Genomic DNA, 23,785 nt, shown 5'->3' on the forward strand with positions numbered 1-23,785 from the left:
GGGTCCGCGTCAGCGTCTGATGAGGACGGTGGCGACCCGGTGTCCGCGGCCGGCAAAGTGGAGCATCGACACGAGCTCGGTGAGGCTCGCCCGTTCAGAGACCCCGGCGCGCGCCACGAGGGCCGTCACGTCCGCCTCGCCGGCGAGCGCCTGGGCCTCCGGCTGGTCGAGAAGCGGCGGCAGGTTGACGAGGACGACATCGAACCGGACGTAAAGGGCGTTCAGAAGATCGGCCATCGCGACACTGCGGAAGAGCGTCGCGTCGGTCAGCCGGCCGGGCGCGATGAACTGCAAGGGGGAGGCCGGATCGAGCTGTAGCGCCGCATCGACGTCGCCGCGCGCCTGAAGGAGGTCCGAAAGGCCGAACTCGTTGCTGCCGGACAGCTCGACATGGGCGCTCGGCCGCGTGAAGTCGGCGTCGACGAGGACGGTCGTGTCGCCCGCGATCGCGCAGGCCTGGCCGAGCGCCATCGACAGCGCGTTGTGGCCGGCCGCACCGTCGGCCGCCGTGAGCGCGATGGCCATTGGCCCGGACGTTCCGCTGCCGAGAATGAGCGCGGCGCGGAGATGCGTGATGGCCTCTGCGAACGCCGCATTCCGGCGTCGCGCGCGTCGCCCGCGGCCTCGCGGGACGGGCGGGACGACCGCGACCGGGGGAATGCCCGTCGCGCGGGAGAGGTCGGCGCGGGTGCGGATCCGGGCATCGAGAAGCGCGAGCCCGACGACGAGGGCGAAGGCCGCCGCGCCCGACAGGATCCCGCCCCCGGCGACGACGAGGAGGCGGTTGGGGCCGGACGGTTTCGTCGGCGGCACCGCGGCGGCGACGATCCGGCCGCGCGGCCGCTCGAGCCCCTCGGTGCCCTGCACCTCGTTGAAGCGGTTGAGGAAGGTCTCGTAGATCCGGCGGGACGCCTCCGCCTCGCGCTCGAGGCGGCGCAATTCGAGCTCGGCCGCCCGCTGCTCGTTGAGCTGGTCGCGCAAGGTCTCGACCTCGCTGCGCAGGGCGGCGACGCGCTCGCTCTGTACGGCCTCGCTGGTCTGGAGCGAGGCGGCGATCTTGGCGGTCTCCTGCACGATGGTATTGCGCAGGACCGCGAGCGCATCGCGCGCCTGGATCAGCCGCGGGTGGGAGGCGCGATAGATCGCGGCGAGCTCGGAAACGATTTTCTCCTGCTCGGCGGCCTGGGCCTGAAGGGTCTGGATGAGGGGCGAGTTCACCACCTCGGGCAGGGCGGCGTCGGCCTGGCCACCCTGGCGCGAGGTGGCGGCGGCGACCGCGAGGGCCGACTGGGCGCGGATCAGCTCTTCGTTGACGCGGGTGAGCTGTTCGGCGAGGAGGTCCGTCCCGGCGCCTTCGGTGACGCGGCTGCGGCTGCGGAAATCCTGGACGTCCTGCTCGCGCCGGTCGAGATCGGTGCGCAAGGCTTCGAGGCGGTCCGACAGGGCGGTGACCGCATCGCGGGCGCGCGAGCGCAGTTCGTTCACCTCGACGCCGAGATAAGACGCCATCACCGCGTTCACGACCTCGGCGGCGAAAGCCGGCTCGCCGGCTTCATAGCGCACGTCGACGATGAACGAGCGGCCCGTCGGCTGAACGCTGAGACCGTTGCGCAATTCCGAGACGATGACGTTGCGCGCGGATTCACGCGTCATCGTCGGCGCGCCGGTGGAACGGGCTTCGCCGAGGAGGGGATTGGCGCTCGAATATTCGAGATCGAGCGTGTCGACGACACGCGACAGCACGCTGTAGGAGCGAATGACCTGGACCTCGGTCTCGGTCAGCGTCTCGGGCGGGATATATTGGGTGTCCTGCGCATTGTCGTCGAGCAGGCTCGTCTGACGCGGATTGATCTCGAGGAGGCCGCCGGCGGTGTAATTGTCGGGAATGCGCAAGGCGAGGAAGGCCGCCGCGACGACCCCGACGGTCACGACGGTGACGATCAGCCATTTGTACTGCCAGAGCGCGGCGATCAGCCAGAGGATCGGGTTGAGCGGGTTGGCGAGGTCGGTGTCCGCGCCGGGTGGGGTCCGGTTCGGCGCGGTCTCGCTCGCGAGCGCCGTCATGCCGCCGCGTCGGACGGCAGTCGCACGGACGCGCCGGCCGTGCGCGACGCCCGCATCATCCCCGCCTCGTTCGTCATCTCCGCGTCGATGCCGTGACTGACAGCCAGCCTAGCCTCCCTGGCGAGAGCGAGCACGTGGCACGTCCTCGCCGCACATTTCGCCAATTTACGGCGCGGCGCCGATCCGCCGAACCAGGCCCGAAGCGCTGCTCGATCGGTCCATTTTCAATCTACAAACGCAACTCGGGCAGGGCCACCAATCTCATGTCAGGGTACACAGAAATGCTTGCCTCTCCATTGCCGGCGGGCCGCATAGGAATAACCTATGATGGCAATAATAAGGTTATGCATGCATTGGATGTCGTCATGGCCGGTGCCAAAACCCATCGCCGGTGCGGGGAGCAGGCACTCAAGATCAAACATCTGAGGCGAGGCAATTTTTCGCACCGCGAAATGCTTAACCTTTTCATCGGTGTATTTACAAGTTTCGGTAAGAGGTGGCGATAGTTGGGCATCGACTGCAAATCGGAGCCGGGCGGTGCGGAATGCAGGCCTCGAACCATGAAATGATTGCAGTCGATAGACTTTGCCTTCATACCTTGTGCGTGTGGCATCACGAATAGTCGCTGATCGCTCGCCGTCGTCAGAAGGGCCGTAAGGGTCGTTCGGACGGCCCGAATGTGATGATGACGGCGCGCGGCTCGAATCGGATTCGGCTCGGGTATGCGCTCGGGTCGGGTTGCATTGTTGCATCTCGGGCGACGCGATGTCGGGCTACATGCCGGCGTCGGTCGATCGACGTCGCTGGATGGGTTGTGCTGCCGCAGGTGTCGCCGGCGCCGAAGATGAGTGATCGAACATGACGCGGCAGGGACGGTCCCAAAGCATCGCGGCACCATCGCACGAGGCGGAATCCCACGAGGCGGATGGCAACCGCGAGGCGGCTCGCGCAGAGGCGTCCGCACAGGCGCCCGCACCGACCCCGAAAGGGCCGCCGGTGCAAGGGCTTCGGCCGCATTATCTCGACCTGCGCAATATCGACCGAGCGCTCGGCGTCGGGGATTTTCTCGTCTTCCTTCTGTCGGGCTTCGTCGTCTCGCAGCTTCTCGTCGGCGGCGGAGAGGCGACGATCTCCAATCTGGTGATCGTTTCGATCGCCGCCTTCGTCTTCTCGCGGATGGCGCAGCACAATTCCGTCTATCGCATTCCCGCCCACAAGGTGACGCCGCGCCTCGTGCGGCGGATCCTGCGCGCCTGCCTCCTCACCTTTCTCGTTGTCGCCACCGTCACGGTGGCTTTCCGGCTCGGCGCGCAATACACGCGCGAATGGCTGTTCGTCTGGGCCGCGACGGTGGTCCTCTGCATCCTGCTTTACCGGATGGTGGTGTGCGCCATCGTCCGCTTCGCGATGTCGCGCGGCCATCTCCAGCGTCGCGTCGCGATCTATGGGGGCGATGCGCAGGGCGTCGCCGTGATCGAGCATTTGAAGGCGAGCGACGACGCGAATTATCTGCTGGTCGGCTTTTATGACGAGCGCTTCAAGCGGGTGCCCGCCAGCATCGAAGGCTATGAGCGCCGCGGCGGGCTCGCCGAGCTCGAAGACGCCGTGGAGCGTGGCTATGTCGATGAGGTCATCGTCGCTTTGCCGCTCAGCGCCGTCGAGCGGCTGACCCAGATCATGAACCGCCTGTCGCGCTATTCGGTGACGGTGCTGTTCGCGCCGGATCTCGCGATGTGGCGTTTTTTCGACCGCCCGTTCGAGGTCGTCGGCGGCGCTCCGATGCTGCGCGCGATGGAGGCGCCGATCGAGGGGTGGGCGGGCGTTGCGAAGTTCATCGAGGATCGGCTCCTCGCGAGCCTCGTTCTCGTCCTCATCTCGCCGGTTCTCATCGCCGCGGCTATCGCGATCAAGCTCGATTCCAAAGGGCCGGTTTTCTTCCGGCAGCCGCGCCGCGGGTGGAATGGCGGGATCTTCACGATCTACAAATTCCGCACGATGCGGACCGATCTCGCCGATTTCGCCGGCGCGGCGCAAACCACGAAGGACGATCCGCGCGTGACGCGTGTCGGCCGCTTTCTCCGCCGCACCTCGATCGACGAGCTGCCCCAGCTCCTCAACGTCATCCAAGGCGACATGAGCCTCGTCGGTCCGCGGCCCCATGCGCTCGGCACCAAGTCGGAGGGGAAGCCCTTCGAGGAGGCGGTCGCCGACTATATGCGCCGCTACCGGGTCAAGCCGGGGATCACCGGCTGGGCGCAGGTGAACGGCTGGCGCGGCGAGACCGACACCAACCGCAAGCTCCTCGTCCGTGTCCGCTACGACATCGAATATATCGAGAACTGGAACTTCTGGTTCGACCTTTACATCCTCGCGATGACGCCGCTGTCGCTCGTTATGCGATCGGAGAATGCATACTGAAGCCGGCCCGGGGCTGTGGACAGCGTGGGGCGCGATTAGTCACCCATTAACCATATCGCGACGAACGTGTCGCGTTGGCTCATCCGAGGAGTGTGGCATCGTGCGTCTGGCCGTCGTGGCCCTCGCCCTCTTTCTTTCTGCATGCGCGTCCCAGCAATCGGGCGACGTGTGCGCGCCGCAGTCCGCCGCCGCGTGCCCTGTCTACAAGGCGCCGGAGGATGCGCGCGGCGCGTGCGCGCCCGCCTGCGCGTCGCGTGGCGCCGCACCGGTGACCGCGATGCCGGTGCCGAGCGGCTTCCAGCCGTGGGCCGAGGGATATGATAGCGGCATGCGCTTCGTCGTCGGCGACACCCTCAAAGTGACGCTCCCCTTCTACGACGACGAGGACGTGACGACGACCGTCGCCCCCGACGGGAACATCTATATCGGCCTCGTTGGCAAGGTTCACGCCGCCGGGCGCACGCCCGAGGCGCTCCAGGCCGATCTCGAGGCGCGTTACGGGAAGTATCTGCGCTTTCCCGATGTCGGTGTGATCCCGACGGATTTCGGCAACCGCCAGGTCTATGTCGGCGGTGAGGTCTCCGATCCCGGCGCCTATCCGCTCAACGGGCAGACCGGCGTCCTCGAGGCGGTGTTCCTCGCCGGTGGCTTCGAGGATACGGCCGAGCGCAAGAATGTCGTCCTCATCCGCCGCGGCCCGAACGACCTGCCGATGATGCGCTTCCTCGATCTCCAGTCCTTCTCGCGGGACGGGACGCCGACGGAGAACACCCTGCTGCAGCCCTTCGACATCGTCATCGTGCCGAAGAGCCGGATCGCGAAGATCAACCTCTTCGTCGATCAGTATATCGAGGGTGTCATCCCGTTTAATCAGAACTTCAGCTACGTCTTGATCGGCGGCCAACGCTAAACGCCACCCGTCGCCGATCGGTCGGCATGCGCCTCGGATGGCCGCGCCGCGCGAAAAGTGCGCCGGGTGCGGATCGATGGGGGTGGCCGGCGCGTTGGATGCAGATGAATCGGTCCGCCTCGGCCGGGGTCAAGCGGTCTCGCAGGGGCCGAAGCGCTGGCGCCGTCGGGTCGCGGGATTCCGACCATAGAGGGAAATCGTCTAGACACACACGCAATGGTTGATTATTCCTATTCACGCTAGAGGGAAGTCGACTGACAAAGTGTCCGATCCGGCCCATAGTGTCCGCAGCGACGCAGGGAGCCGGATGGGCGGAAGCGGAGACGATTTGACCGAGAGCACAGTGGGTGCACGCCTACGCCGCCGCCGCGCACGAGACGACGAGGCGATGGCGGTCGACCGCAACGAGCCGCAATCCGCGTCGCAGACGGATGGAATCGAATATGGTTATGGCGGTTGGACCGTCACCCTCGACAATGTGCCGATGCCCTCGAGCGAGCCGCAGGTCGTCAAGCCGAGCGGAACGCGCGACGCCGGGGAGGCGCGCATGAGGGCGCGTGGCCGCCGCGAAGGCGGCCGCCAGGGACGCGATCGCACCACCGGCCGGGCCGACATTTCCCCGACGGGCGGCGAGGCGAACGCCGCAAACACCGCACTCGTCGCCGCGGCCGCGGCCGCGTCATCGGAGCCGCCCGTCGAGGAGGACCGCCCGATCATCGCGGCCACCCCGCGCCGCGCCTACGGACCGGAAGACCGCGCCCGCACCGTGCCGCCACCGCCTGAGCCCGACCTTCGGCGCGAGCAGGAACGGGCCAACGCGCTCGGCGCGCGCAATCGCACGGCGCAGCGGATCGAGGGCGGCGGCACCGTCATCATCGAAAATCAGCTTTTCCCGCTGGTCGATTGGTCGAATGGCGGGATCGCCATCCGATCGGACGGCCATTTTTACCGCATCGGCGACGTGCGCACCCTGGAGCTCGAGATCGATCTTGGCGACTATGCCGTCAACATGGACATCGACGCCGAGGTCGCGAACCGCTCCTCCGAGCGGACGGGGTGGCGTTTCATCAATCCGAGCGAGGAGCAGCGCCAGGTGCTGCGCGCGCTCACCCAGGTGAGCCTCCAGTCAAAGCCGTTCGCCGCGCCGCGCCGCGCGCAGGTCGCGAACGCCGCGCCCGCCACCGCCGGCGCTGCGTCACGCGGCAAGGGCGCGCGCACCAGGCGACCGCGCGGTGTCGGGCCGCTGACGGCGCTGATGTCGCTGCCGTTCAATCTCGCCGTCATCGGCCTCGTCGCGGGGGTCGCGATCCTCACCCTCGCGGCCGACAAGACGCGGACCGAAAGCGGCCCGGCGGGCCCCGTGCGGGCCGAACATGCCGCCGTCGCGGTGGAGCGCGTCGCGGTGTGGGCCGGGCAGGGGGGCGTTGTCCTCGATTGGGCGGCCGCGCCGGGCGAAGCGGTCGACCGTGGCGCGACGCTGGTCACCCTCGCGAACGATCTCGCCGGCAGCGAGCAACGGACGATCATCAGCCCGTGCGAGTGTTATCTCGCCCGCATTCTCGCCGACCCCGGCGAACGTGTCGTGCGCGGCCAGACGCTCGGCCTCCTCTACCAGCAGGGCGCCGAGGGGCATGTCCAGGCGCTCTTCGCCGCCGGAAGCGACATCGCGCCGGGCCAGAACGTGTCTGTCGACCTTCCCTATTCGGGACGCACGTTCGACGGGGTGGTCGTGCGGGTCGGCCATCTGGCTGATCCGAAGGCGTTCATCGGCCTGCCGGCGGCGATTTTCGGCAGCGATCCGGGCGCGGAATTCGCCCGCATCCGCACCACGCCGTCGATCCCCGCCGCGCTCGCGGGCGACCCCGCGGTGGTGACGCTCGAGCCGGGCGGATAGACTGGCCCGGCGCCCACACGTCGCGCCGCCCACTGCGAGAAGGCGACGCCCTCGCCCGATCCCGTCTCAGCCCGGACGCGGGCCGATAACCCCGGCGTCACCGCGGCGTTTGCGCTCCTGATAGGCCGCCATGGCCGCGTCGATCTCCGCCTTGGCCGCGCTCTCGGCCTGGCGTTCGTGGGCCGAGGTGGCGAGCGTTTCGGCCTGCTCGTCGAGGGCGGCGATGCGGGACGTGTCGCTGACCTCGGCTGCGAGATCCGACAGCGTCCCGATGGCGTGCAGCGTGACGTTGCGGTCAGCGGCAATATATTGGCGCATCTGAGAAAACGCGCTCTCGATCATGCGCTCGAAGGTGACGCGGGTGTAGAGCACCCGCGCACGGGGCGAGACCTCGCCGCATCCCTTCTCCCGCGCCAGGATGCTGAGGCCCGCACGCAGCCAATCAAGGCAGAGCATCGCCGTATGCGGATCGTTGACGCCCGGCGACAGCGCGCGGGCGAGCACCTCGACGAGCTCGTCCGACAGGAAGAGGACGTCTTGAAGCTCGGTCCTGTTGGCGCCGAGCGTCAGCGCGATCGCAAGGTCGGCCGCATGGCGTTCGTCGAGCCGTTCGGCCGGGCGAACGGTCATGATCGGCTCGCCCTCGACGACGAAATCGCCCGCCGAGCGGACGAGCACGATCTGCACGTCGGCCTCGGCCGCGATCGCGTCGAGCCGCTCGAGGTCGATCCATTGGAGATAGCCCGTGCCGTGGCTTCGGATCGAGGTGGCGCGCTCGCTATAGACGGGGTTTTCGCTCCATGCCGCGACGCCGGGATCGTCGTGGGTGTTCGCGCACTTCTCGTCCCGTTCGCTCTCCGTCACGAGCATCGCGGCGATCGCGCGTTCGAGCTCGCCGCCGATCCGGGCGACGAGGTTCATGATGTTGATCGATTCGGGCACGTGGTGGATGTAGACGATCAGCGCCCCCACCGAGGCGAGCGTCAGAACGATCGCGAAGAGGATCGAGATCTGCGGCACGACGGCGGCGATGTCGGACTCGTCATGGACGCGGCTCAGCACCGCGATGCAATAGACGAAGGTCGACAGGAAGACGCCGAGAACGAGCTGGTTCGTCCGGTCCCGCATGAAATTGCCGATGAGGCGCGGGCCATAATTGCCGCTCGCGAAGGTGACGGCGACCATCGTGATCGAGAAGGAGACGCCGGCCACGCCGAGGACCGCGCTTGCGAGGGTCGTCAGCATATCGCGCGCGCCGTCGACCTGCAACGGGCGCAGGAAGGGCAGCGGCTGCATCCAGTCGGAGCCGACATAGCCGTCGAACACGGGCATCGCGAAGCCGAGCACGAGGGCGAACGCCGTGAGGATCGAAGGCCAGAACCAGTAACTCTGGCGCAGCGTGATCAGGCCTTCGATGAAGAGATTGCGCATGATGCTCCCGTTCGAGCCGCCGAAGCGGTGCTGTGCATGTCCCACCGGCCGCGGCGTGTCCGCGATGCCCGGCGAGATGCGTGCGCTGTGTGAGGATGGACGTTCGATGCTGGCCATCGGCGCCCGGGACTGGTCTAGATTGCCTCAACGCGCGATGAAACGCGAAGAGGAAACGACCATGATCACCGTATGGGGCCGCGCCACCTCCTCGAACGTCCAGAAGGTCATGTGGACGATCGGAGAGTTGGGTCTTCGATACGAGCGCCACGATGTCGGCGGCATGTATGGCGGGCTCGACACGCCGCAATTCCGCGCCCTCAACCCGCACGGCCGGATTCCGGCGGTCGAGATGGATGGCTATGCGATGTTCGAATCGAACGCCATCGTGCGCCATCTCGCCCTCGCCGATCCCGAGCGGCGCCTGTGGCCGGCCGATCCGGCGAAGGCCGGGGCCGCCGATATGTGGGCCGAATGGGCCCACAACACGGTGACGCGCCCGTTGATGCTGCTCTTCTGGTCGACGGTGCGCACCCGTCCGTCGGAGCGCAAGCCGGCGGAGATCGCCCGCAATTTCGAGGCTTCCATCGAAGCGCTGACCGCGGCCAACGGATTCCTCGCCGACCGGCCCTTCATCGCCGGCGACGCCCTCACGATCGGCGACGTCAATCTCGCCCATCTTCTCTACCGCTATTATGAGATGGAGATCGACCGGCCGAGCCTGCCGGCGCTCGATGCCTATTATGAGCGCCTCTCGGACCGCCCGGCCTATGCCGAGCACGTCATGGTCGATTTCGAGACGCTCCGGGCGAAGGAATGATCGCGCCGGAAAATCGCCGGGAACGCTACCAAGGATAACGAGGCATCCGTCGCCCGCCGCCATTTTTATCGATCGTAAGGCGCAGCTCGCCTGACGTGGGCGATTGTTTCTTAGGGCGTGCTGTGCCACCCATTCATCTCGCACGCCACCGGTCGCGGGTCCGAAGGGGGGCCCGAGCGAGGATGTGTGCCATAACGACGTGCGCGTCGCACCCGGCGTCCCATGCGGACGGGCGCGAGCGCTGCATTGGGCGCAAGACCCAGCGAAGGAGAGGAAGTATGTCGAACAAACCCGCCATCGGCTTCATCGGCCTTGGACTGATGGGCTCTGCGATGGTGGAGCGGCTCCAGTCGCTCGGCTATCCGATGACGGTGATCGCCAACCGCAGCCGCAAAGGCGTCGACGAAGCGGTGGCGCGCGGCGCGACGGAGGTCCAGCGCACGGCGGACGTCGCGGCGGCGAGCGACATCGTCATGCTCTGCATGGACACCTCCGCCTCGGTCGAGGCCCGGATGCTCGGCCCGGACGGCGTCATCGCCGGCCTGAAGCCCGGTTCGATCGTGATCGATTTCGGCACGTCGCTTCCCGGCTCCACCAAGGCCCTCGCCGAACAGGTCGAGGCCGCGGGCTCGCGCTATATGGACGCCCCGCTCGGCCGCACGCCCTCCCATGCGAAAGAGGGCAAGCTCAACATCATGGCCGCCGGCACTGCGGACGATTTCGCTCGTGTCGAGCCGGTGCTGAAGGATCTCGGCGAGAACGTCTTCCATGTCGGCCCGCTCGGCGCGGGGCATACGCTGAAGCTGATCAACAACTTCTTCGCGATGACGACGGCCTGCGCGATGTCTGAGGCGTTCGCGATGGCCGATTGCGCCGGCATTCCGCGCGACAAGCTCTATGACGTGATGTCGGCCGGGCCGCTGCGCTCCGGCATGATGGATTTCGTGAAGGGCTACGCGATCGACGGCGATCCCAACCTTCTCGCCTTCTCCGTCGCCAACGCGACGAAGGATGTCGGCTATTATTCCGCGATGGCGGACGGGCTCGGCGTGCCGAGCCTCATGTCGGTGTCGGCCAAGCAGACACTGGGCGTCGCGAAGGCCAACGGCCATGGTGACCGCATGGTCCCCCAGATGGTCGATTTCTTTGCTGAACTCTTTGGGAATCGGTGATGCGGCTTGCTGGTAAACGCGCGCTCTGCACGGCTTCGGCCCAGGGCATCGGGCGCGCAACGGTCGAAGCCTTCGCCCGCGACGGGGCGACGGTTTTCGCGACGGACATCAACGAAGAGGGGCTGAAGGGCCTGCCGGAAGGCGTCATCACCTTCGGTCTCGACGTGATGGACCAAGGCGAGGTCGAGGCGGCGATCGCCCGCACGGAGCCCGACATCCTCTTCAACTGCGCCGGTATCGTCCATAACGGTACGATCCTCGAGGCGAGCGACGACGATTTCGACGTCGCGTTCGGCCTCAATGTGAAGGCGATGTTCCGCACCATGCGCGCTGCGATCCCCGGCATGGTGGAGCGGGGCGGCGGCGCAATCGTCAACATCGCCTCGGCGGCCTCCTCGATCATTGGCGTGCCCAATCGCTGCGTCTATGGCGCGTCGAAGGCGGGCATTCTCGGCCTCACCAAGTCGGTCGCGGTCGATTTCGTGACGAAGGGCGTTCGCTGCAACGCGATCTGCCCCGGTACGGTCGATTCCCCGTCGCTGCACGAGCGCCTGCGCGCCACCGGCGACTATGAAGGCGCGATGAAGAGCTTCATCGCCCGTCAGCCGATGGGCCGCATCGCCACCGCCGAGGAGATCGCCATGATGGCGGTCTATCTCGCGTCGGACGAATCGGCCTTCGTCACCGGACAAGCCTTCGTTATTGATGGCGGCTGGACGGCCGCCTGACACCCGCGTTCTCACGGCGAAAACGCGGGGCGGATGATCCACATCGCGTTTCGGCCCACCACGAAACAAACCGAACCAAGGGAGACGGTCCTTGAAACTTCTGCGCTACGGCCCGGCGGGCCACGAAAAGCCTGGCTGCCTGCACACGGACGGCACGATCCGTGACCTGTCCGGCGTCGTCGCCGACATCTCGAGCGCGACGCTCTCCTCCGAGGTGCTCGCTCAGCTCATCGGGACCGACGTGTCGTCCTTGCCGGTCGTCGAGAATGCCGGTCGCATCGGCCCGTGCGTCGGCGCGCCGTCGAAGTGCGTCTGCATCGGCCTCAATTATTCCGACCATGCGGCGGAGACCGGCGCGACGCCGCCGAGCCAGCCGATCCTGTTCCACAAAGCCACCACCTCGATCTGCGGGCCGAACGACGATGTCGAGATGCCCCGCGGGTCCGAGGCGCTCGACTGGGAAGTCGAGCTCGCGATCGTGATCGGCAAGACGGCGAAGTACGTCTCCGAGGCGGACGCGATGGACTATGTCGCCGGCTTCGCTCTCTTCAACGACGTGTCCGAGCGTGACTATCAGGTCCGCCGCGAAGGGCAGTGGACGAAGGGCAAGTCGCACGACACGTTCGGCCCGCTCGGCCCCTGGCTCGTCACGACCGACGAGATGCCCGATCCGCACAATCTGCCGATGTGGCTCGACGTCAACGGCGAGCGCCGTCAGACCGGCTCGACCTCGACGCTGATCTTCAACGTGCCGACGATCGTGTCCTACGTCTCCCAGTTCATGACGCTTCTGCCGGGCGACATCATCCCGACCGGCACCCCGCCGGGCGTCGCCATGGGCATGAAGCCGCCGAAATATCTCAAGGTCGGCGACGTCATGACGCTCGGCATCGAGGGGCTCGGCGAGCAGCGTCAGACGGTGATCGCGGCATGACCGAAAAGGTCGACGTCCTCATCATGAATCGGCTTCTGCCGAGCTGTATCGAGGGGCTCGATGCGGCCTTCAACACGCACAAATATTTCGAGGCGTCCGACAAGGACGCCTTCCTCGCCGAGGTCGGCCCGAAGATCCGCGGCGTCGCGACGAGCGGCCATCTCGGCTGCCCGCCGGAAGTGATGTCGCGCCTGCCGAATCTCGAGATGATGGCGAGCTTCGGCGTCGGCTATGACGGCATCGACGTCGACGCGGCGCGCAAGCACGGCGTGCGCGTCTCGAACACGCCCGACGTCCTCAACGATGCGATGGCCGAGATCACCCTCGGCCTGATCATCGCGCTTTGCCGCGAGATCCCGCAGGCCGACGTCTATACCCGCGAGGGCAAGTGGGCCTCGAAGGGCAACTATCGCCTGACGCGGGAGCTGACGGGCAAGACGATCGGCATCATCGGCCTCGGCCGGATCGGCAAAGAGGTCGCGCGGCGCTGCCAGGCCTTCAAGATGCAGGTCGTCTATCACGGCCGCAACAAGCAGGAGGCCGAGCCCTATCCCTACTACGCCGATCTCACCCAGATGGCGAAGGACGTGGATTGGCTCGTCAACATTGTGCCGGGCGACGCCTCGACCAACAAGATGATCAACCGCACCGTGTTCGACGCGCTCGGACCGGACGGACTGTTCGTCAATGTCGGCCGCGGTACCACGGTCGACGAGGCCGAGCTTCTCTCGGCGCTGAAGGAGAAGCGGATCGGCGGCGCCGCCCTCGACGTGTTCGAGGACGAGCCGAACGTGCCGGAAGGCTTCTTCGGGCTCGACAATGTGGTGCTGTCGCCGCACCAGGGCTCGGCGACGCACAAGACGCGCTGGGCGATGGGCGATCTCGTGGTGCGCAATCTGAAGGCGCACTTCGCGGGCCTTCCGCTGATCAGCCCGGTCGCCTGATCTCACGATCGGCGACCCATGCGAAACGAGCCCGCCTGTCGAAGGCGGGCTTTTTTCGTTTCGAGCCCCCGTCAGCGGCCGGCGAGGGCGAGCGCCGAACCGAAGCCGACGAAGAGCGCGCCGGTCACGAGGTCCACCCGCCGCCGCATCGCGCGGTAGGCGCTCGCCACCCGGTGGTGGGTGAGCGACAGGACGAGAATGGTGTACCAGGTCGCCGAGATCGTGAGCATCACGGCGACGGCCGCGAGGCCGTGCCACCATGTCGGATCGGCGGGGAGCGCGGCGGCGAAGAGGCCGGCCACGAAGGCGGCGCTCTTCGGGTTGGCGATGTTGGTGACGAAGCCGAGGCGGAAGGCCCAGCCCGGCCCCTTGGTGGCGAGGTCGGTCTCGCCGAGACTGCCCGGTCGCCGGGCCTTCCAGATCATCCGCGCGCCGAGATAGGCGATATAGACCCCGCCGACGATCTTGAGGATCGCATAGGCGAGGGGGGCGGCGGTGAAGAGGGCCGTGATGCCGAACGCGCCGGCGAGGCCCCAGAGCGCCGTGCCGCAGAGCGTTCCGGCGACCGAGGCGAATGCCGTGCGGCGCGAGCCGTTGATGGAGCAGCGGATCGCGACGAGGACATTGGGGCCGGGCGTGACGGCGGCCACGGTCCAGATGAGTGCGACGGTGACAAGGAACATGCCCGGATCCTTCGGAACGTCGCGAAGGATTAGCACCACGCCGCGGGGCCGCCAACGGCTTCGTCGGTGCGAGAGGCGGTCGTGCTCGTGGTCGCGGTCCGGCCGGGGAGGCCCGTCGCCGACTAAGGAGCGCGGCGGGTGGTCCGCACGATCGGCGCGACCGTGCGGAGGGCGGGGGAGGGCTTGGCGGTCGCCCGAGAAGGCGTTCGGGTGACCGCCGGGCTCCTATCGTCCCGCGTCGTGGCGGCAGGGGGTCATGCCGCCGCGGGGTGCGTCAGCGGCGGATATCGTCCTCGAGGAAATAGCGCACATTCTCCTCGAAATTGTTGTCGGCCGTGAGGCCCATCGCGAGCGCCTTTTGCGGGTTGATATAGGGGCGCCAGACCGTGACGATGTCGTAGATCCGCTGGTCCTTTTCCCACTTGATGCGGTTCACCGGCTCGTCGCCGGCGACCTTGCGCATCGCCTCGACCATCTCGCCGATCGTCGCGACCTTGCCCGGCAGGGCGAAGCCGCGCTGCTCGCCGAGCTTCTCCGCGGGGATCTCGGCGCACTTGATGAGGTTCGCCACCGTGACGCGCGGCGAGGCGTACCAGAGCGCGTAATCGGCATCGACCGGGCAGACGGCTTCCTCACCCTGGAGCGGCTCGCGGAAGATCGAGGACATGAAGGACGATGCGGCGGCGTTCGCCTTGCCCGGACGGATCGTCACCGTCGGCAGGCGCGGGGCGCGGCCGTCAATGAAGCCCTTGCGCGAATAGTCGGTGACGAAGAGCTCGCCCGCCGCCTTCTGCGCGCCATAGGAGGTCTGCGGGTTGAGCGCCGTCCAGTCCTCGATCTCCTCGGGGATCTCGCCGCCATAGACGGCGCAGGAGGAGGTGAACACGACGACCGGCTTCGTGCCCAGCGCACGGGCGGCCTCGAGGATGTTCAAGGTGCCGAAGAGGTTCACCTTCATGCCGAGATCGAACTCGGCCTCGGCCTGACCGGAGACGATCGCCGCGAGGTGGAAGATCACGTCGGGCTTGGTCTCGAACAGGGTGTCGACCGACGCGCGGTCGCCGATGTCCGTCGCATGACGTGAGACGTCGAACGGGGCCTCCAACGGACCCGGCTCGGCGAGATCGGCGAGCGCGAGATGGGTGATGGTTTCGCCGCGCAGCGTGCCGCTCGCCGCCAATGAGCGGGCGATCTTCTGGCCGATGAAACCGCCGCCGCCGATAATCAGGATCCGCATTTTCTCTCCCTCTGAAATCTTGTGACGCGAACCTAGAACGGACGCAGCCAAGATGGAATTGGCCAGACCGTCAATCGCGCGTCGAGGTGCGCGATGACGCGTGTGCGCTAGCGACCGATGATGGCGTCGAAGAGCAGTTTCGTGCCGACGAGCGCCAGGAGCCAGTAGATGATCTGATAGAAGCGCTCCGCCGAAAAGCGGCGCACGAGAAGCATGCCGACATAGGTCATGAACAGCGCAAAGGGCGCGCTGATCGCGGCGATGATCAGCCCTTCGCGCGTGATCTGCCCGAGGACGATGAAGCCCGGCAGCTTGATCAGATTGACCGCGGCGAAGAACATGACACCGGTGCCGACGAAGACGTCGCGCGGCAGGCGCTGCGGGATGAGGTAGATCTGGAAGGGCGGGCCGCCCTGATGGAAGACGGTCGAGGTAAAGCCGGACATCATCCCGAGCAGGAAGCCGACCCGCTTGCTGGGCACCTTCGACGGCGCGTTCGCGTTCAGGATCCCGCGCAGCGCGAAGGCGAGCGTGACGATGCCGAGAATGCCGAGAATGGGCCGTTCCGGCAGCGCCCAGAAGAGCGTGAAGCCGAGCCCGATGCCGATCAGGGCGGCCGGCAGGAGAAGTTTCACATTGCCCCGATCCCAGTGGGCGCGATAGAGCCAGACGCTGAACGCATCTTGGATCATCAGGATCGGCAACATGAGACCTGCGGCCTGGGCCGGTGGCATCACGAACAAGAGTGTGGGCATCGCCATCATGCCGACGCCGGCGAGGCCACCTTTCGATATGCCGAGGATCGAGACGGTGACGAGAAATGTTGCGATGGTGACGGGATCGAGGCTCATGATCTCAAAGAGTGGTAGATGGCGGCCGTGACGAAATCCGACGCTGTGACGACGCCGAACCCCTGCATTCTCGACGCGAAGACCATCGATTGGTCCGCCGACATGGAAAAGCGCCTGCCCCGCATGGTGCTGCGCGGATTGAAGCCGGCGCGCAAGCTGCCGGTCTTCGTGATCGGCCTCAGCCACACCCGCTCGGTGTACGATGTCTTGAAGGACGATCCCGATCCGCGGTTCGGGGTTCTGTTGATCCCGAAAGGCAAGCGGTCGCGGCTTGACGAAATCTCGCCGCGTCTCCTCTCCCGCTTCGAGCCGGAGATCGCGGTCTCAATGATCGGCGGCAACGAACACAACCTCCTCGGGCTGATCGAGCAGCCCGAACCATTCGACTTTGAAGAGCCGTCCGTCCCGATCATGTTCGAGGACCGACGCATCGTCCCGCGGGCGCAGGTCAGGGCGATGCTCAACTTGATGCTGACAGGGATGCTCTCGAAGGTCCGCTTACTCAAGCGTTTTTATGGCAAGCCCACCGTGCACGTCGCGTCGCCGCCGCCGATTCCGGACAACGAGCATCTCGCCCAGCACCTCGGCGCTTTCGCCAAATCGGCAGGCCTCGAGCCGCGTTTCACGCCTGCGCCGATCCGTTTGAAGCTCTACCGGATGGGCAATCAGATCGTGAAGGAGATGTGCGAGGCGGAGGGCATCCATTTCATCGGTCCAATGGAAGAGGCGCTCGACGAGAATGGCTTCCTCGCCGCGCCGTACCGCAAGGCCGATCCGACCCACGCGAACGCCCGCTATGGCGCCCACGTCCTCGACGCGTTGCGCGCCTATGCGGACGCGGTGTCGGCGGGCGGCGCGCCGCATCCCGCCCGCGTTACGCCCCCGTTGGAGAGCACGTCATGACGCAGCGCCATCCCTACGAAGGCATCGCCTATTATCGCAATTGGCGGCGGGCGGCGGGCGTCGCCAACCACACCGAGCTCGACCCGATGGTGAACCCCAAGTTCGCCATCCTGCCGAGCGACAAGGTGGCGACCTCCGGGAGCTGCTTTGCCCAGCACGTCGCGCGGCATTTGAAGGCGAACGGGTTCAACATCCTGATCGCGGAAGAGGGGCCGTCTTTCCTCACCGCGCCGCTCGCGCGTGAGTTTCAATATGGCGTCTACGCCACGCGCTCGGGCAACATCTACACCTCGCGCCAACTCCGCCAGCTTCTGGAGCGCGCCTATGGGCTCTTCGATCCGGGCATCGGCGCCTGGACGCGCGAGGACGGCATGCTGTGCGATCCGTTCCGCCCCCAGGTCGCGACCTATGAGAGCGAGAGCGAGTTCCGCGCCGATCGGGCCTTCCACCTGGCGAAGGTTCGGGAGATGGTCGAGAACCTCTCGGTTTTCGTCTTCACGCTCGGCCTCACCGAGGCGTGGACCGACGAGACCGGCGCCATCTACCCGCTCGCACCGGGTGTCGCCGGCGGCACCTACGATCCGACGCGGCACAGGTTCCTCAACTTCTCGGTCGACGAGGTGGTCGACGATCTCCGGGCTGCGATCGCCTTCATCAAGGCGCGCAATCCGAGCGTGAAGTTCGTGCTGACCGTCTCCCCGGTGCCGCTGATGGCGACGGGGATCGACCGTCACGTCCTCGTGTCGACGACGCATTCCAAGGCGATCCTGCGGGTGGCGGCGCAAGCGACGGCCGATGCCGACGACGCGGTCGACTATTTCCCGTCTTACGAGATCATCACCGCACCGCACACGCGCGGGCGCTATTTCGGCCCGGACGCGCGTTCGGTGAACGAAGCGGGCGTCAATCACGTGATGCGGGTGTTCTTGAAGCATTATGCGCCCGGCGCCACTTCAGGGGCGCGACCTGGAAAGGCCGCCGCCGGACCGAAGGCCGCGCGCGGCGCGTCTGCCCGCCACACGAAGGCCGTCGAAGATATCGTCGAGGTTCTGTGCGACGAGGAAGCGCTCGACGACACGCGGCGTTGAGCCGCCGGGTGGAGCGCACGCGCGTGCCGCCCGCGTCGGACAGGGCGTGCGATGGGGGCGGGTGTTCCCCGTCCGCGCGCCGTCTCGGTGCCGTCGGCGCCGGTCCGATCGACCTCAATTGCGCTTCGCAGGACGCCCTCGTCTCATGCTAGAACGAGACAAATCTTAGGAAACGCCATGGCCCTGTTTGTTCGCCTCGACCAAGTCGACGATGTCGTCACCGCCACCCGTCCGCTGGAGGCGGGGACAGCCGTCGAATCCGTGACCACGACGATGCTCATCCCGCGTGGGCACAAGATCGCGATGCGCCCCATCAAGTCCGGTGAGCCGGTGCGCAAATATGCGCAGATCATCGGCTATGCGAGCCAGGACATCGCCCCCGGCGAGCACGTGCACGAGCACAATCTCGCCTTCCGCGCGACCGACGTCGACTATCGCTTCGGCACCAATCTGCGCCCGCCCGCCAAGCCGGAGACGCAGGACACCTTCATGGGCTACCGCCGCGAGAACGGGCGGATCGGCACGCGCAACTACATCGCCCTCCTCACCAGCGTGAACTGCTCGGCCACCGCCGCGCACAAGATCGCCGACCATTTCACCGCCGAGCGGCTGAAGGACTATCCGAACGTTGACGGCGTCGTCGCCTTCGCGCACGGCACCGGCTGCGGCATGGCCGGCTCGGGCGACGGTTTTGCCGCGCTTCAGCGCACGATGTGGGGCTATGCGCGCCATCCGAACCATGCCGGCGTGCTGATGGTCGGTCTCGGCTGCGAGATGAACCAGATCGACTGGCTTCTCGAAGCCTACGGCCTCAAGCAGGGCCCGCTGTTCGCCACGATGAACATCCAGGACGTCGCTGGCCTGAAGCGCACCGTCGACGCCGGCATCGCTAAGGTCGAGGCGATGTTGCCGCTCGCCAACGAGGCGAAGCGCGAGCCGTGCCCGGCCTCCGCGCTCACCGTGGCGCTGCAGTGCGGCGGCTCGGACGCCTGGTCCGGCATCACCGCCAATCCGGCGGTCGGCTATGCGTGCGATCTTCTCGTCGCCCAAGGCGGCACCGGCGTGCTCGCCGAGACGCCGGAGATCTACGGCGCCGAGCATCTCCTCGCCGAGCGGGCCGCGAGCCGTGAGGTCGGCGAGACGCTGATCAAGCGCATCCGCTGGTGGGAGGACTATGTCGCCCGCAACAAGGGCTCGATGGACAACAACCCGTCGCCCGGCAACAAGCGCGGCGGTCTGACGACGATCCTCGAAAAGTCGCTCGGCGCGGCGGCGAAGGGGGGCACGACGCCGCTCACCGGCGTCTACGAATATGCCGACGAGATCCGCACGCCGGGCTTCGCCTTCATGGATTCGCCCGGTTACGACCCGGCCTCCGTGACGGGTCAGATCGCCTCCGGCTCCAACCTCGTGGTGTTCACGACGGGCCGCGGCTCGGCGTTCGGCTCCAAGCCCGCCCCGACGCTGAAGGTCGCGACGACGAGCGAGCTCGCCACCAAGATGAACGAGGACATGGACGTCGATGCCGGCCCGATCCTCACCGGCGAGAAGAGCGTCGAGGATGTCGGCCGGGAGATCTACCAGCGCCTCCTTGCGGTCGCGTCCGGCGACAAGACGAAATCCGAGGCGCAGGGGCTCGGCGACTACGAGTTCGTGCCCTGGCAGATCGGCGCGGTGATGTAGACAAGGCCTGCGTCGGAGCGCTGGCCGCAGCGCTCCAGTGCTTCACGATCGTCGATCCGCCGCCCGGAGGCGGATCGAACCCTTTCCGCTCCTCCGCGTTCCCGCCAGGAAGGGAGCGAGCCGATGACGAAAGCCGAAACGGCGCGCGATCTCATCGCCGCCCATGGAACCACCTTCGCCGAAGAGCTCGGCATCAAGCTCGAGAAGAACACCCCGTCGCCGCTGTTTCGCTGGCTGACGGCCTGCATCCTCCTGTCCGCACCGATCCAGCACGCCAACGCGATGACGGCGGCTCGCGCCCTCGCCGATGCCGGTTACACCACCGTCAAGGCGATGCGCGACGCGACGTGGGAGGCGCGCGTCGAGGTTCTCAACAAAAACGGCTATGCCCGTTTCGACGAGAAGACCTCACGGATGCTGCAGGACGCCGCGGATCTGCTGATGGACCGCTATCGCGGCGACCTGCGCCGTCTGCGCGAGGCGGCGGGCGCCGATCCGGCGGCCGAACGGACGGCGCTGAAGGCGGTGAAGGGCGTCGGCGACGGGGCGGTCGACATTTTCTTCCGCGAGGCACAGGCCGTCTGGCCCGAACTCTACCCTTTCGCCGACAAGATGGCCCTCGAAGGGGCGAAGAAACACAAGCTCGGCACGGACGCGAAGGCGCTCGCGGGGCTCGTTCCGCAGGCGGAGTATCCGCGGCTCGTCGCCGCGCTGGTGCGGGAGGCGCTCGAGCGGTGAAAAGGCGCTAAACTTTTGAGCAGGTGCGGAATCTGCTAAAGATATAAAAGGAGAAACCGCACCCTCTCTTGAGCGTGCGGCGACATTCAATTCTAGCGGACGCAAACTTGCGTCCGCGCCGTCCACAGTCGCTGCTTTGCGATTGCATCGCCTCTTGCCCTCGGCGCTGGCTGCAATAGTGAAGCGTGCGAGCCGGCCTCACGGTCGGCGTGAACGGGAAGCACAAAGGACATGCGCATGCGCATCGACGCCATTCCGATCGGGAAGAATCCTCCCGACGATGTCAACGTGGTTATCGAGGTTCCGGTGGGCGGGGAGCCCATCAAATACGAGCTCGACAAGGCGTCAGGCACTTTGTGGGTGGACCGTTTCCTCTACACGCCCACGCGCTACCCGGTGAATTACGGCTTCGTGCCGCACACCCTGTCGGATGACGGCGACCCGATCGACGTCATGATCGCGAGCACGCGGCCGATCGTGCCGGGCGCGGTGATGAACGCGCGCCCCATCGGCGTGCTGCACATGGACGACGAGAGCGGCCAGGACGAGAAGATCCTGTGCGTCCCCTCGACCAAGCTCACCCGCCGCTACGAAAAGGTGACGAGCTACAAGGACATCCCGGAAATCACGATCCAGCAGATCGAGCATTTCTTCCAGCATTATAAGGATCTCGAGCCCGGCAAGTGGGTGAAGGTCACCGGCTGGGGCGACGTCGACGAGGCGAAGCAGAAGATCCTCGAGGCGGTCGAGCGCGCGAAGGCCGCGGGCGTCTCCTACGCCGCCGAATAGGCGCCGGCGCACCGTCTGCGCTGCGTGCGCCCGCGGGCGCACGATCTGCGAGGCGTGCCCGGCCGCCGCAACGGCGTGGCCGCGAATGGTCGAAAGGCCGGTCCCTCGGGGCCGGCCTTTCGTTTGTCGGCATGAGATGGGCGTGGCGGCCTTCGGCGGGTCGCCCTCGGTCAGCCGCACGGCCGGCCCGCCCACCGCTTGCGCCTTGTTTCGCGCGCTGCTCGCTGCCCGGCGGGGCGGAACGTCAAAAATGTGATTTGTATCAAATTCCGGGCGTGCGGATCGCCGTATGTCTTGAGGGCCGGAGCCGGGCCCCGACATCCCTCCCTCCGGTGCGATAACCCTCGCGACTTCGCCCCGGACCTCGGTCCGGGGCCTTTTTGTCCCGCGTCGGCCCGCGACGCGACCGGGGCCGCAATCGGCGGCCCGTGACTGCCGGTCCTATTCGCCGCTGACGGCGTCGCCCCCGGCATTGGTCCAGCCGACCATGCTTTCCGGGTAGAGCTTCACGTTCTTCTTGCCGGCGAGCTCGGACATCGCGAACCAGTTGGTCGCCGCCCAGTGGCCGGTGTTGCAGAAGCTCACCGTCTCGCCTTCGGCGGCCGGTGCATTGGCGGCGACCGTGGTCGCATCCGCGCCGGCGACCTCGGTGTCGGAGCCCTCGAACCAGGCGGCGAAGGGGAAGCTCTTCGCGCCCTGCAACGTGCCGGCCGAGCTCGCGGCGGCGTGCTTCTTCGCGCCGGCGAAGAAGTCGTCGGGGCGGGCGTCGACGAGCGTCGCCTGACGCTCGCCCGCGATCACGGCGGCGATGCCCTCACGGTCGATCATCCATTCGTCCGACATCGTGAAGCTCTCATCGGACGGCTCGACCGCATCGGCCGTCACCTGGAGGCTCTGGCCGTCGGCGATCCAGCCGCGCACGCCGCCATTCAGGATGGCGATCTGCGGGAAGCCGGCCGACTTCAGCGTCCAGTAGACGCGCGCCGCCGCGCCGAAATCGGTCTGGTCGACGCCGGCATGGGTGACGATGACGGTGTTGTCGGTGCGCAGACCCGCGCTCTGGAGGAGGGCGGTCAGCGCCTCGTCGGACAGAACGGCGCCGGGATTGTCGGCGGGGCCGCGCCAATCCTCGTACGGCGCGTTGACGGCCCCCGGAAGATGGGCCGTCGCGAACGCCTTCGGATCGCGGATATCGACGATCGTGACGGAGCCGTCGGCGAAGGAGGCGAGATCCTCCGGCGAGATCAAGGGCTTCCACTCGGTGTCGGCGGCGAAGGCGGCCGTCGATGCCGAGACGATCGCGGCGAGGGCCGCGAGGGTGATGCGACGCATGGGGGATCCTCCAAAGGCGTTACCGGCTCGGTGCGTCGGTAATCGAGTGTCATGGCAAGTTGTTGGCAGATGGACGGATGAAGCCGTCTTGGCAAGTGACGGGTGGTCGCGGCGCCGCGCGGTTCAGACGGCGCTGCGGCTCGGCACTTCGTCGCCGTCCTCGCGGCGGGCGCCGGCGGCGATCCGCTTCTCCATCCAGACGACCTTCTCGTCATAATCGGGATGCAGCGTGCCCATCAGCCGATCCCAGAAGGAGAAATGGTTGGCGTAATTATAGTTGTAGGTCGAGTGATGCATGTCGTGGAACGTCACCGACGCGAGCGGCCAGGGCGAGCGGGACGATTTGCCGGCCGCGAACTCGATGCCCGAATGGCCGATCATCCCGTTGAAATGGTCGAACGCGCGGTGAGCGATGAAGATCGCCGGCGGAAACGGCACGATCAGCGGCATGAACAGGAAGAAACTCTGCTGGGAGAAGGCGTCGAAGAAGGTGTCGGAATAGTTGCTCCACACCGTCGGCGCGACGGACTGGTGGTGCAGCGCGTGCCACTTCTTGAACGGGCCGAAATGGTTGAGGCGGTGGACCCAATAGAACCACGTGTCGAACAGGAAGACCGAGCCGAGGAACATCAACGGCGCCGACCACCAGGTCAGCGCGAACGGATCGAACAGCGTGACGCCCTGGAGCTGGAGATAGAGACCGCCGGCGAAACAGGCGCAGGTGACGATGAGCGACCGCGCGCTCGCCCGGATCTCCTTGTTGCGCCGCTTCTGTCCGTCGCGTCGCTCCTGGATCTTGCGTTCGGGATGATGGCGCGACCACAGGGTGAAGGCCCAGCCGAACACGAGGTACGAGCCGAATACCAGGACATATGTCGCGAGCCAGATCTCACCGAACCCGACGAGATGGTCGATCAGCGATCCCATCATGCGCCTACTCCAAACGTGCGATGTTCCTCTTCCATGTCATATCGCGACCCGAACTGCAAAGTAGCCATTGTTTTCTCAGTTTGATGGCCCCGTGTCCGGGGCGCATTCCAATCTGTCGTGTCTCGTTCGAATTGTTTCGACCGCTGCAAGTTTTGGTTCATGCGTAGTGTTGCCCTCATGCCGCAGCTCGCGTTCAAGGAGACTCGGCGCATGGCAATGCGTTGTGCATTCTGGTTTGC

General features: G+C 66.6%; 20 protein-coding genes. 13 read left to right on the forward strand and 7 right to left on the reverse strand.

Going from position 1 to position 23,785, the window contains the following annotated elements; all coding sequences use genetic code 11:
• Positions 1 to 9: 9 nt before the first annotated feature.
• On the reverse strand, positions 10 to 2,064 hold the full coding sequence (locus tag L1787_RS00755; protein WP_235706558.1) for a GumC family protein: 2,055 nt from the start codon (positions 2,062 to 2,064) through the stop codon (positions 10 to 12).
• Between the two features lie 996 nt (positions 2,065 to 3,060).
• Between L1787_RS00755 and L1787_RS00760 the strand changes: the two genes are divergently transcribed.
• The 3 genes from L1787_RS00760 (at position 3,061) to L1787_RS00770 (ending at position 7,286) form a co-directional block, all read left to right on the forward strand.
• Positions 3,061 to 4,482 carry an undecaprenyl-phosphate glucose phosphotransferase gene (locus L1787_RS00760; protein ID WP_235706559.1) on the forward strand — a complete coding sequence of 474 codons (1,422 nt, stop codon included), beginning with the start codon at positions 3,061 to 3,063 and terminating at the stop codon, positions 4,480 to 4,482.
• A 100-nt stretch (positions 4,483 to 4,582) separates the two neighbouring features.
• Positions 4,583 to 5,392 carry a polysaccharide biosynthesis/export family protein gene (locus tag L1787_RS00765; protein ID WP_235706560.1) on the forward strand — a complete coding sequence of 270 codons (810 nt, stop codon included), beginning with the start codon at positions 4,583 to 4,585 and terminating at the stop codon, positions 5,390 to 5,392.
• Positions 5,393 to 5,720: 328 nt separating this feature from the next.
• Positions 5,721 to 7,286 carry a PilZ domain-containing protein gene (locus L1787_RS00770; RefSeq protein WP_235706561.1) on the forward strand — a complete coding sequence of 522 codons (1,566 nt, stop codon included), beginning with the start codon at positions 5,721 to 5,723 and terminating at the stop codon, positions 7,284 to 7,286.
• Between the two features lie 66 nt (positions 7,287 to 7,352).
• On the opposite strand, the gene L1787_RS00775 is transcribed toward L1787_RS00770, so the two are convergent.
• Positions 7,353 to 8,762, reverse strand: coding sequence for a DUF2254 domain-containing protein (locus L1787_RS00775; protein WP_235706562.1), 1,410 nt, complete (start codon positions 8,760 to 8,762; stop codon positions 7,353 to 7,355).
• Between the two features lie 133 nt (positions 8,763 to 8,895).
• On the opposite strand from L1787_RS00775, the gene L1787_RS00780 reads away from it, so the two are divergent.
• The 5 genes from L1787_RS00780 (at position 8,896) to L1787_RS00800 (ending at position 13,312) form a co-directional block, all read left to right on the forward strand.
• Positions 8,896 to 9,534: a glutathione S-transferase family protein gene (locus L1787_RS00780; protein WP_235706563.1), complete on the forward strand. Its 639-nt coding sequence runs from the start codon at positions 8,896 to 8,898 to the stop codon at positions 9,532 to 9,534.
• Between the two features lie 182 nt (positions 9,535 to 9,716).
• On the forward strand, positions 9,717 to 10,706 hold the full coding sequence (locus tag L1787_RS00785; protein WP_255720147.1) for an NAD(P)-dependent oxidoreductase: 990 nt from the start codon (positions 9,717 to 9,719) through the stop codon (positions 10,704 to 10,706).
• Positions 10,706 to 11,434 carry an SDR family oxidoreductase gene (locus tag L1787_RS00790; protein WP_235706565.1) on the forward strand — a complete coding sequence of 243 codons (729 nt, stop codon included), beginning with the start codon at positions 10,706 to 10,708 and terminating at the stop codon, positions 11,432 to 11,434. The genes L1787_RS00785 and L1787_RS00790 overlap by 1 nt, the downstream gene beginning before the upstream one ends.
• A 91-nt stretch (positions 11,435 to 11,525) precedes the next feature.
• Positions 11,526 to 12,368, forward strand: coding sequence for a fumarylacetoacetate hydrolase family protein (locus tag L1787_RS00795; protein ID WP_235706566.1), 843 nt, complete (start codon positions 11,526 to 11,528; stop codon positions 12,366 to 12,368).
• Positions 12,365 to 13,312 carry a 2-hydroxyacid dehydrogenase gene (locus tag L1787_RS00800; protein WP_235706567.1) on the forward strand — a complete coding sequence of 316 codons (948 nt, stop codon included), beginning with the start codon at positions 12,365 to 12,367 and terminating at the stop codon, positions 13,310 to 13,312. Before L1787_RS00795 ends, L1787_RS00800 begins: the two co-directional genes overlap by 4 nt.
• A gap of 71 nt (positions 13,313 to 13,383) precedes the next feature.
• Here L1787_RS00800 and L1787_RS00805 read toward each other — a convergent pair whose 3' ends face one another.
• From L1787_RS00805 to L1787_RS00815, 3 genes are all read right to left on the reverse strand, one after another.
• Positions 13,384 to 13,995, reverse strand: a complete 612-nt coding sequence (locus L1787_RS00805; protein ID WP_235706568.1) for a LysE family translocator — start codon at positions 13,993 to 13,995, stop codon at positions 13,384 to 13,386.
• A gap of 274 nt (positions 13,996 to 14,269) precedes the next feature.
• Positions 14,270 to 15,232: a D-erythronate dehydrogenase gene (denD, locus tag L1787_RS00810; RefSeq protein ID WP_235706569.1), complete on the reverse strand. Its 963-nt coding sequence runs from the start codon at positions 15,230 to 15,232 to the stop codon at positions 14,270 to 14,272.
• Between the two features lie 107 nt (positions 15,233 to 15,339).
• Positions 15,340 to 16,083, reverse strand: a complete 744-nt coding sequence (locus L1787_RS00815) for a sulfite exporter TauE/SafE family protein (RefSeq protein WP_235706570.1) — start codon at positions 16,081 to 16,083, stop codon at positions 15,340 to 15,342.
• Between the two features lie 18 nt (positions 16,084 to 16,101).
• Here L1787_RS00815 and L1787_RS00820 point away from each other — a divergent pair, with 18 nt between their 5' ends.
• The 5 genes from L1787_RS00820 to ppa all read left to right on the forward strand — a co-directional run bounded on the left by L1787_RS00820 (position 16,102) and on the right by ppa (position 21,284).
• A complete protein-coding gene (locus L1787_RS00820; RefSeq protein ID WP_235706571.1) occupies positions 16,102 to 16,986 on the forward strand; it encodes an SGNH/GDSL hydrolase family protein in 885 nt (294 codons plus the stop codon).
• Entirely contained in the window at positions 16,983 to 18,074 is a 1,092-nt protein-coding gene (locus L1787_RS00825; protein ID WP_235706572.1) for a GSCFA domain-containing protein, read from the forward strand. The genes L1787_RS00820 and L1787_RS00825 overlap by 4 nt, the downstream gene beginning before the upstream one ends.
• Before the next feature lie 177 nt (positions 18,075 to 18,251).
• Positions 18,252 to 19,757 (forward strand): UxaA family hydrolase, encoded by a 1,506-nt coding sequence (locus tag L1787_RS00830; RefSeq protein ID WP_235706573.1) that lies wholly within the window; start codon positions 18,252 to 18,254, stop codon positions 19,755 to 19,757.
• Positions 19,758 to 19,880: 123 nt separating this feature from the next.
• Positions 19,881 to 20,495, forward strand: coding sequence for a hypothetical protein (locus L1787_RS00835; RefSeq protein ID WP_235706574.1), 615 nt, complete (start codon positions 19,881 to 19,883; stop codon positions 20,493 to 20,495).
• A 237-nt stretch (positions 20,496 to 20,732) separates the two neighbouring features.
• The gene (ppa, locus tag L1787_RS00840; protein WP_235706575.1) at positions 20,733 to 21,284 is read left to right on the forward strand and encodes an inorganic diphosphatase; all 552 of its coding nucleotides are present in this window, start codon (positions 20,733 to 20,735) and stop codon (positions 21,282 to 21,284) included.
• Between the two features lie 441 nt (positions 21,285 to 21,725).
• On the opposite strand, the gene L1787_RS00845 is transcribed toward ppa, so the two are convergent.
• Positions 21,726 to 22,616, reverse strand: a complete 891-nt coding sequence (locus L1787_RS00845; protein WP_235706576.1) for a sulfurtransferase — start codon at positions 22,614 to 22,616, stop codon at positions 21,726 to 21,728.
• 123 nt (positions 22,617 to 22,739) lie between these two features.
• Positions 22,740 to 23,546: a sterol desaturase family protein gene (locus L1787_RS00850; RefSeq protein WP_235706577.1), complete on the reverse strand. Its 807-nt coding sequence runs from the start codon at positions 23,544 to 23,546 to the stop codon at positions 22,740 to 22,742.
• Positions 23,547 to 23,785: the final 239 nt, after the last annotated feature.

Origin of the sequence: Acuticoccus kalidii (assembly GCF_021556395.1) — a bacterium.
GTDB classification, from domain to species: Bacteria; Pseudomonadota; Alphaproteobacteria; order Rhizobiales; family Amorphaceae; genus Acuticoccus; species Acuticoccus kalidii.

Bases quoted from the DNA above. Each gene is read 5' to 3' on its own strand.
- L1787_RS00845 (WP_235706576.1), bottom strand. From the start codon at position 22,616: ATGCGTCGCATCACCCTCGCGGCCCTCGCCGCGATCGTCTCGGCATCG.
- L1787_RS00835 (WP_235706574.1), top strand. From the start codon at position 19,881: ATGACGAAAGCCGAAACGGCGCGCGATCTCATCGCCGCCCATGGAACC.
- L1787_RS00815 (WP_235706570.1), bottom strand. From the start codon at position 16,083: ATGAGCCTCGATCCCGTCACCATCGCAACATTTCTCGTCACCGTCTCG.
- L1787_RS00790 (WP_235706565.1), top strand. From the start codon at position 10,706: ATGCGGCTTGCTGGTAAACGCGCGCTCTGCACGGCTTCGGCCCAGGGC.
- L1787_RS00785 (WP_255720147.1), top strand. From the start codon at position 9,717: ATGTGTGCCATAACGACGTGCGCGTCGCACCCGGCGTCCCATGCGGAC.
- ppa (WP_235706575.1), top strand. From the start codon at position 20,733: ATGCGCATCGACGCCATTCCGATCGGGAAGAATCCTCCCGACGATGTC.
- L1787_RS00830 (WP_235706573.1), top strand. From the start codon at position 18,252: ATGGCCCTGTTTGTTCGCCTCGACCAAGTCGACGATGTCGTCACCGCC.
- L1787_RS00755 (WP_235706558.1), bottom strand. From the start codon at position 2,064: ATGACGGCGCTCGCGAGCGAGACCGCGCCGAACCGGACCCCACCCGGC.
- L1787_RS00825 (WP_235706572.1), top strand. From the start codon at position 16,983: ATGACGCAGCGCCATCCCTACGAAGGCATCGCCTATTATCGCAATTGG.
- L1787_RS00780 (WP_235706563.1), top strand. From the start codon at position 8,896: ATGATCACCGTATGGGGCCGCGCCACCTCCTCGAACGTCCAGAAGGTC.
- L1787_RS00850 (WP_235706577.1), bottom strand. From the start codon at position 23,546: ATGATGGGATCGCTGATCGACCATCTCGTCGGGTTCGGTGAGATCTGG.
- denD (WP_235706569.1), bottom strand. From the start codon at position 15,232: ATGCGGATCCTGATTATCGGCGGCGGCGGTTTCATCGGCCAGAAGATC.
- L1787_RS00805 (WP_235706568.1), bottom strand. From the start codon at position 13,995: ATGTTCCTTGTCACCGTCGCACTCATCTGGACCGTGGCCGCCGTCACG.
- L1787_RS00820 (WP_235706571.1), top strand. From the start codon at position 16,102: ATGGCGGCCGTGACGAAATCCGACGCTGTGACGACGCCGAACCCCTGC.
- L1787_RS00800 (WP_235706567.1), top strand. From the start codon at position 12,365: ATGACCGAAAAGGTCGACGTCCTCATCATGAATCGGCTTCTGCCGAGC.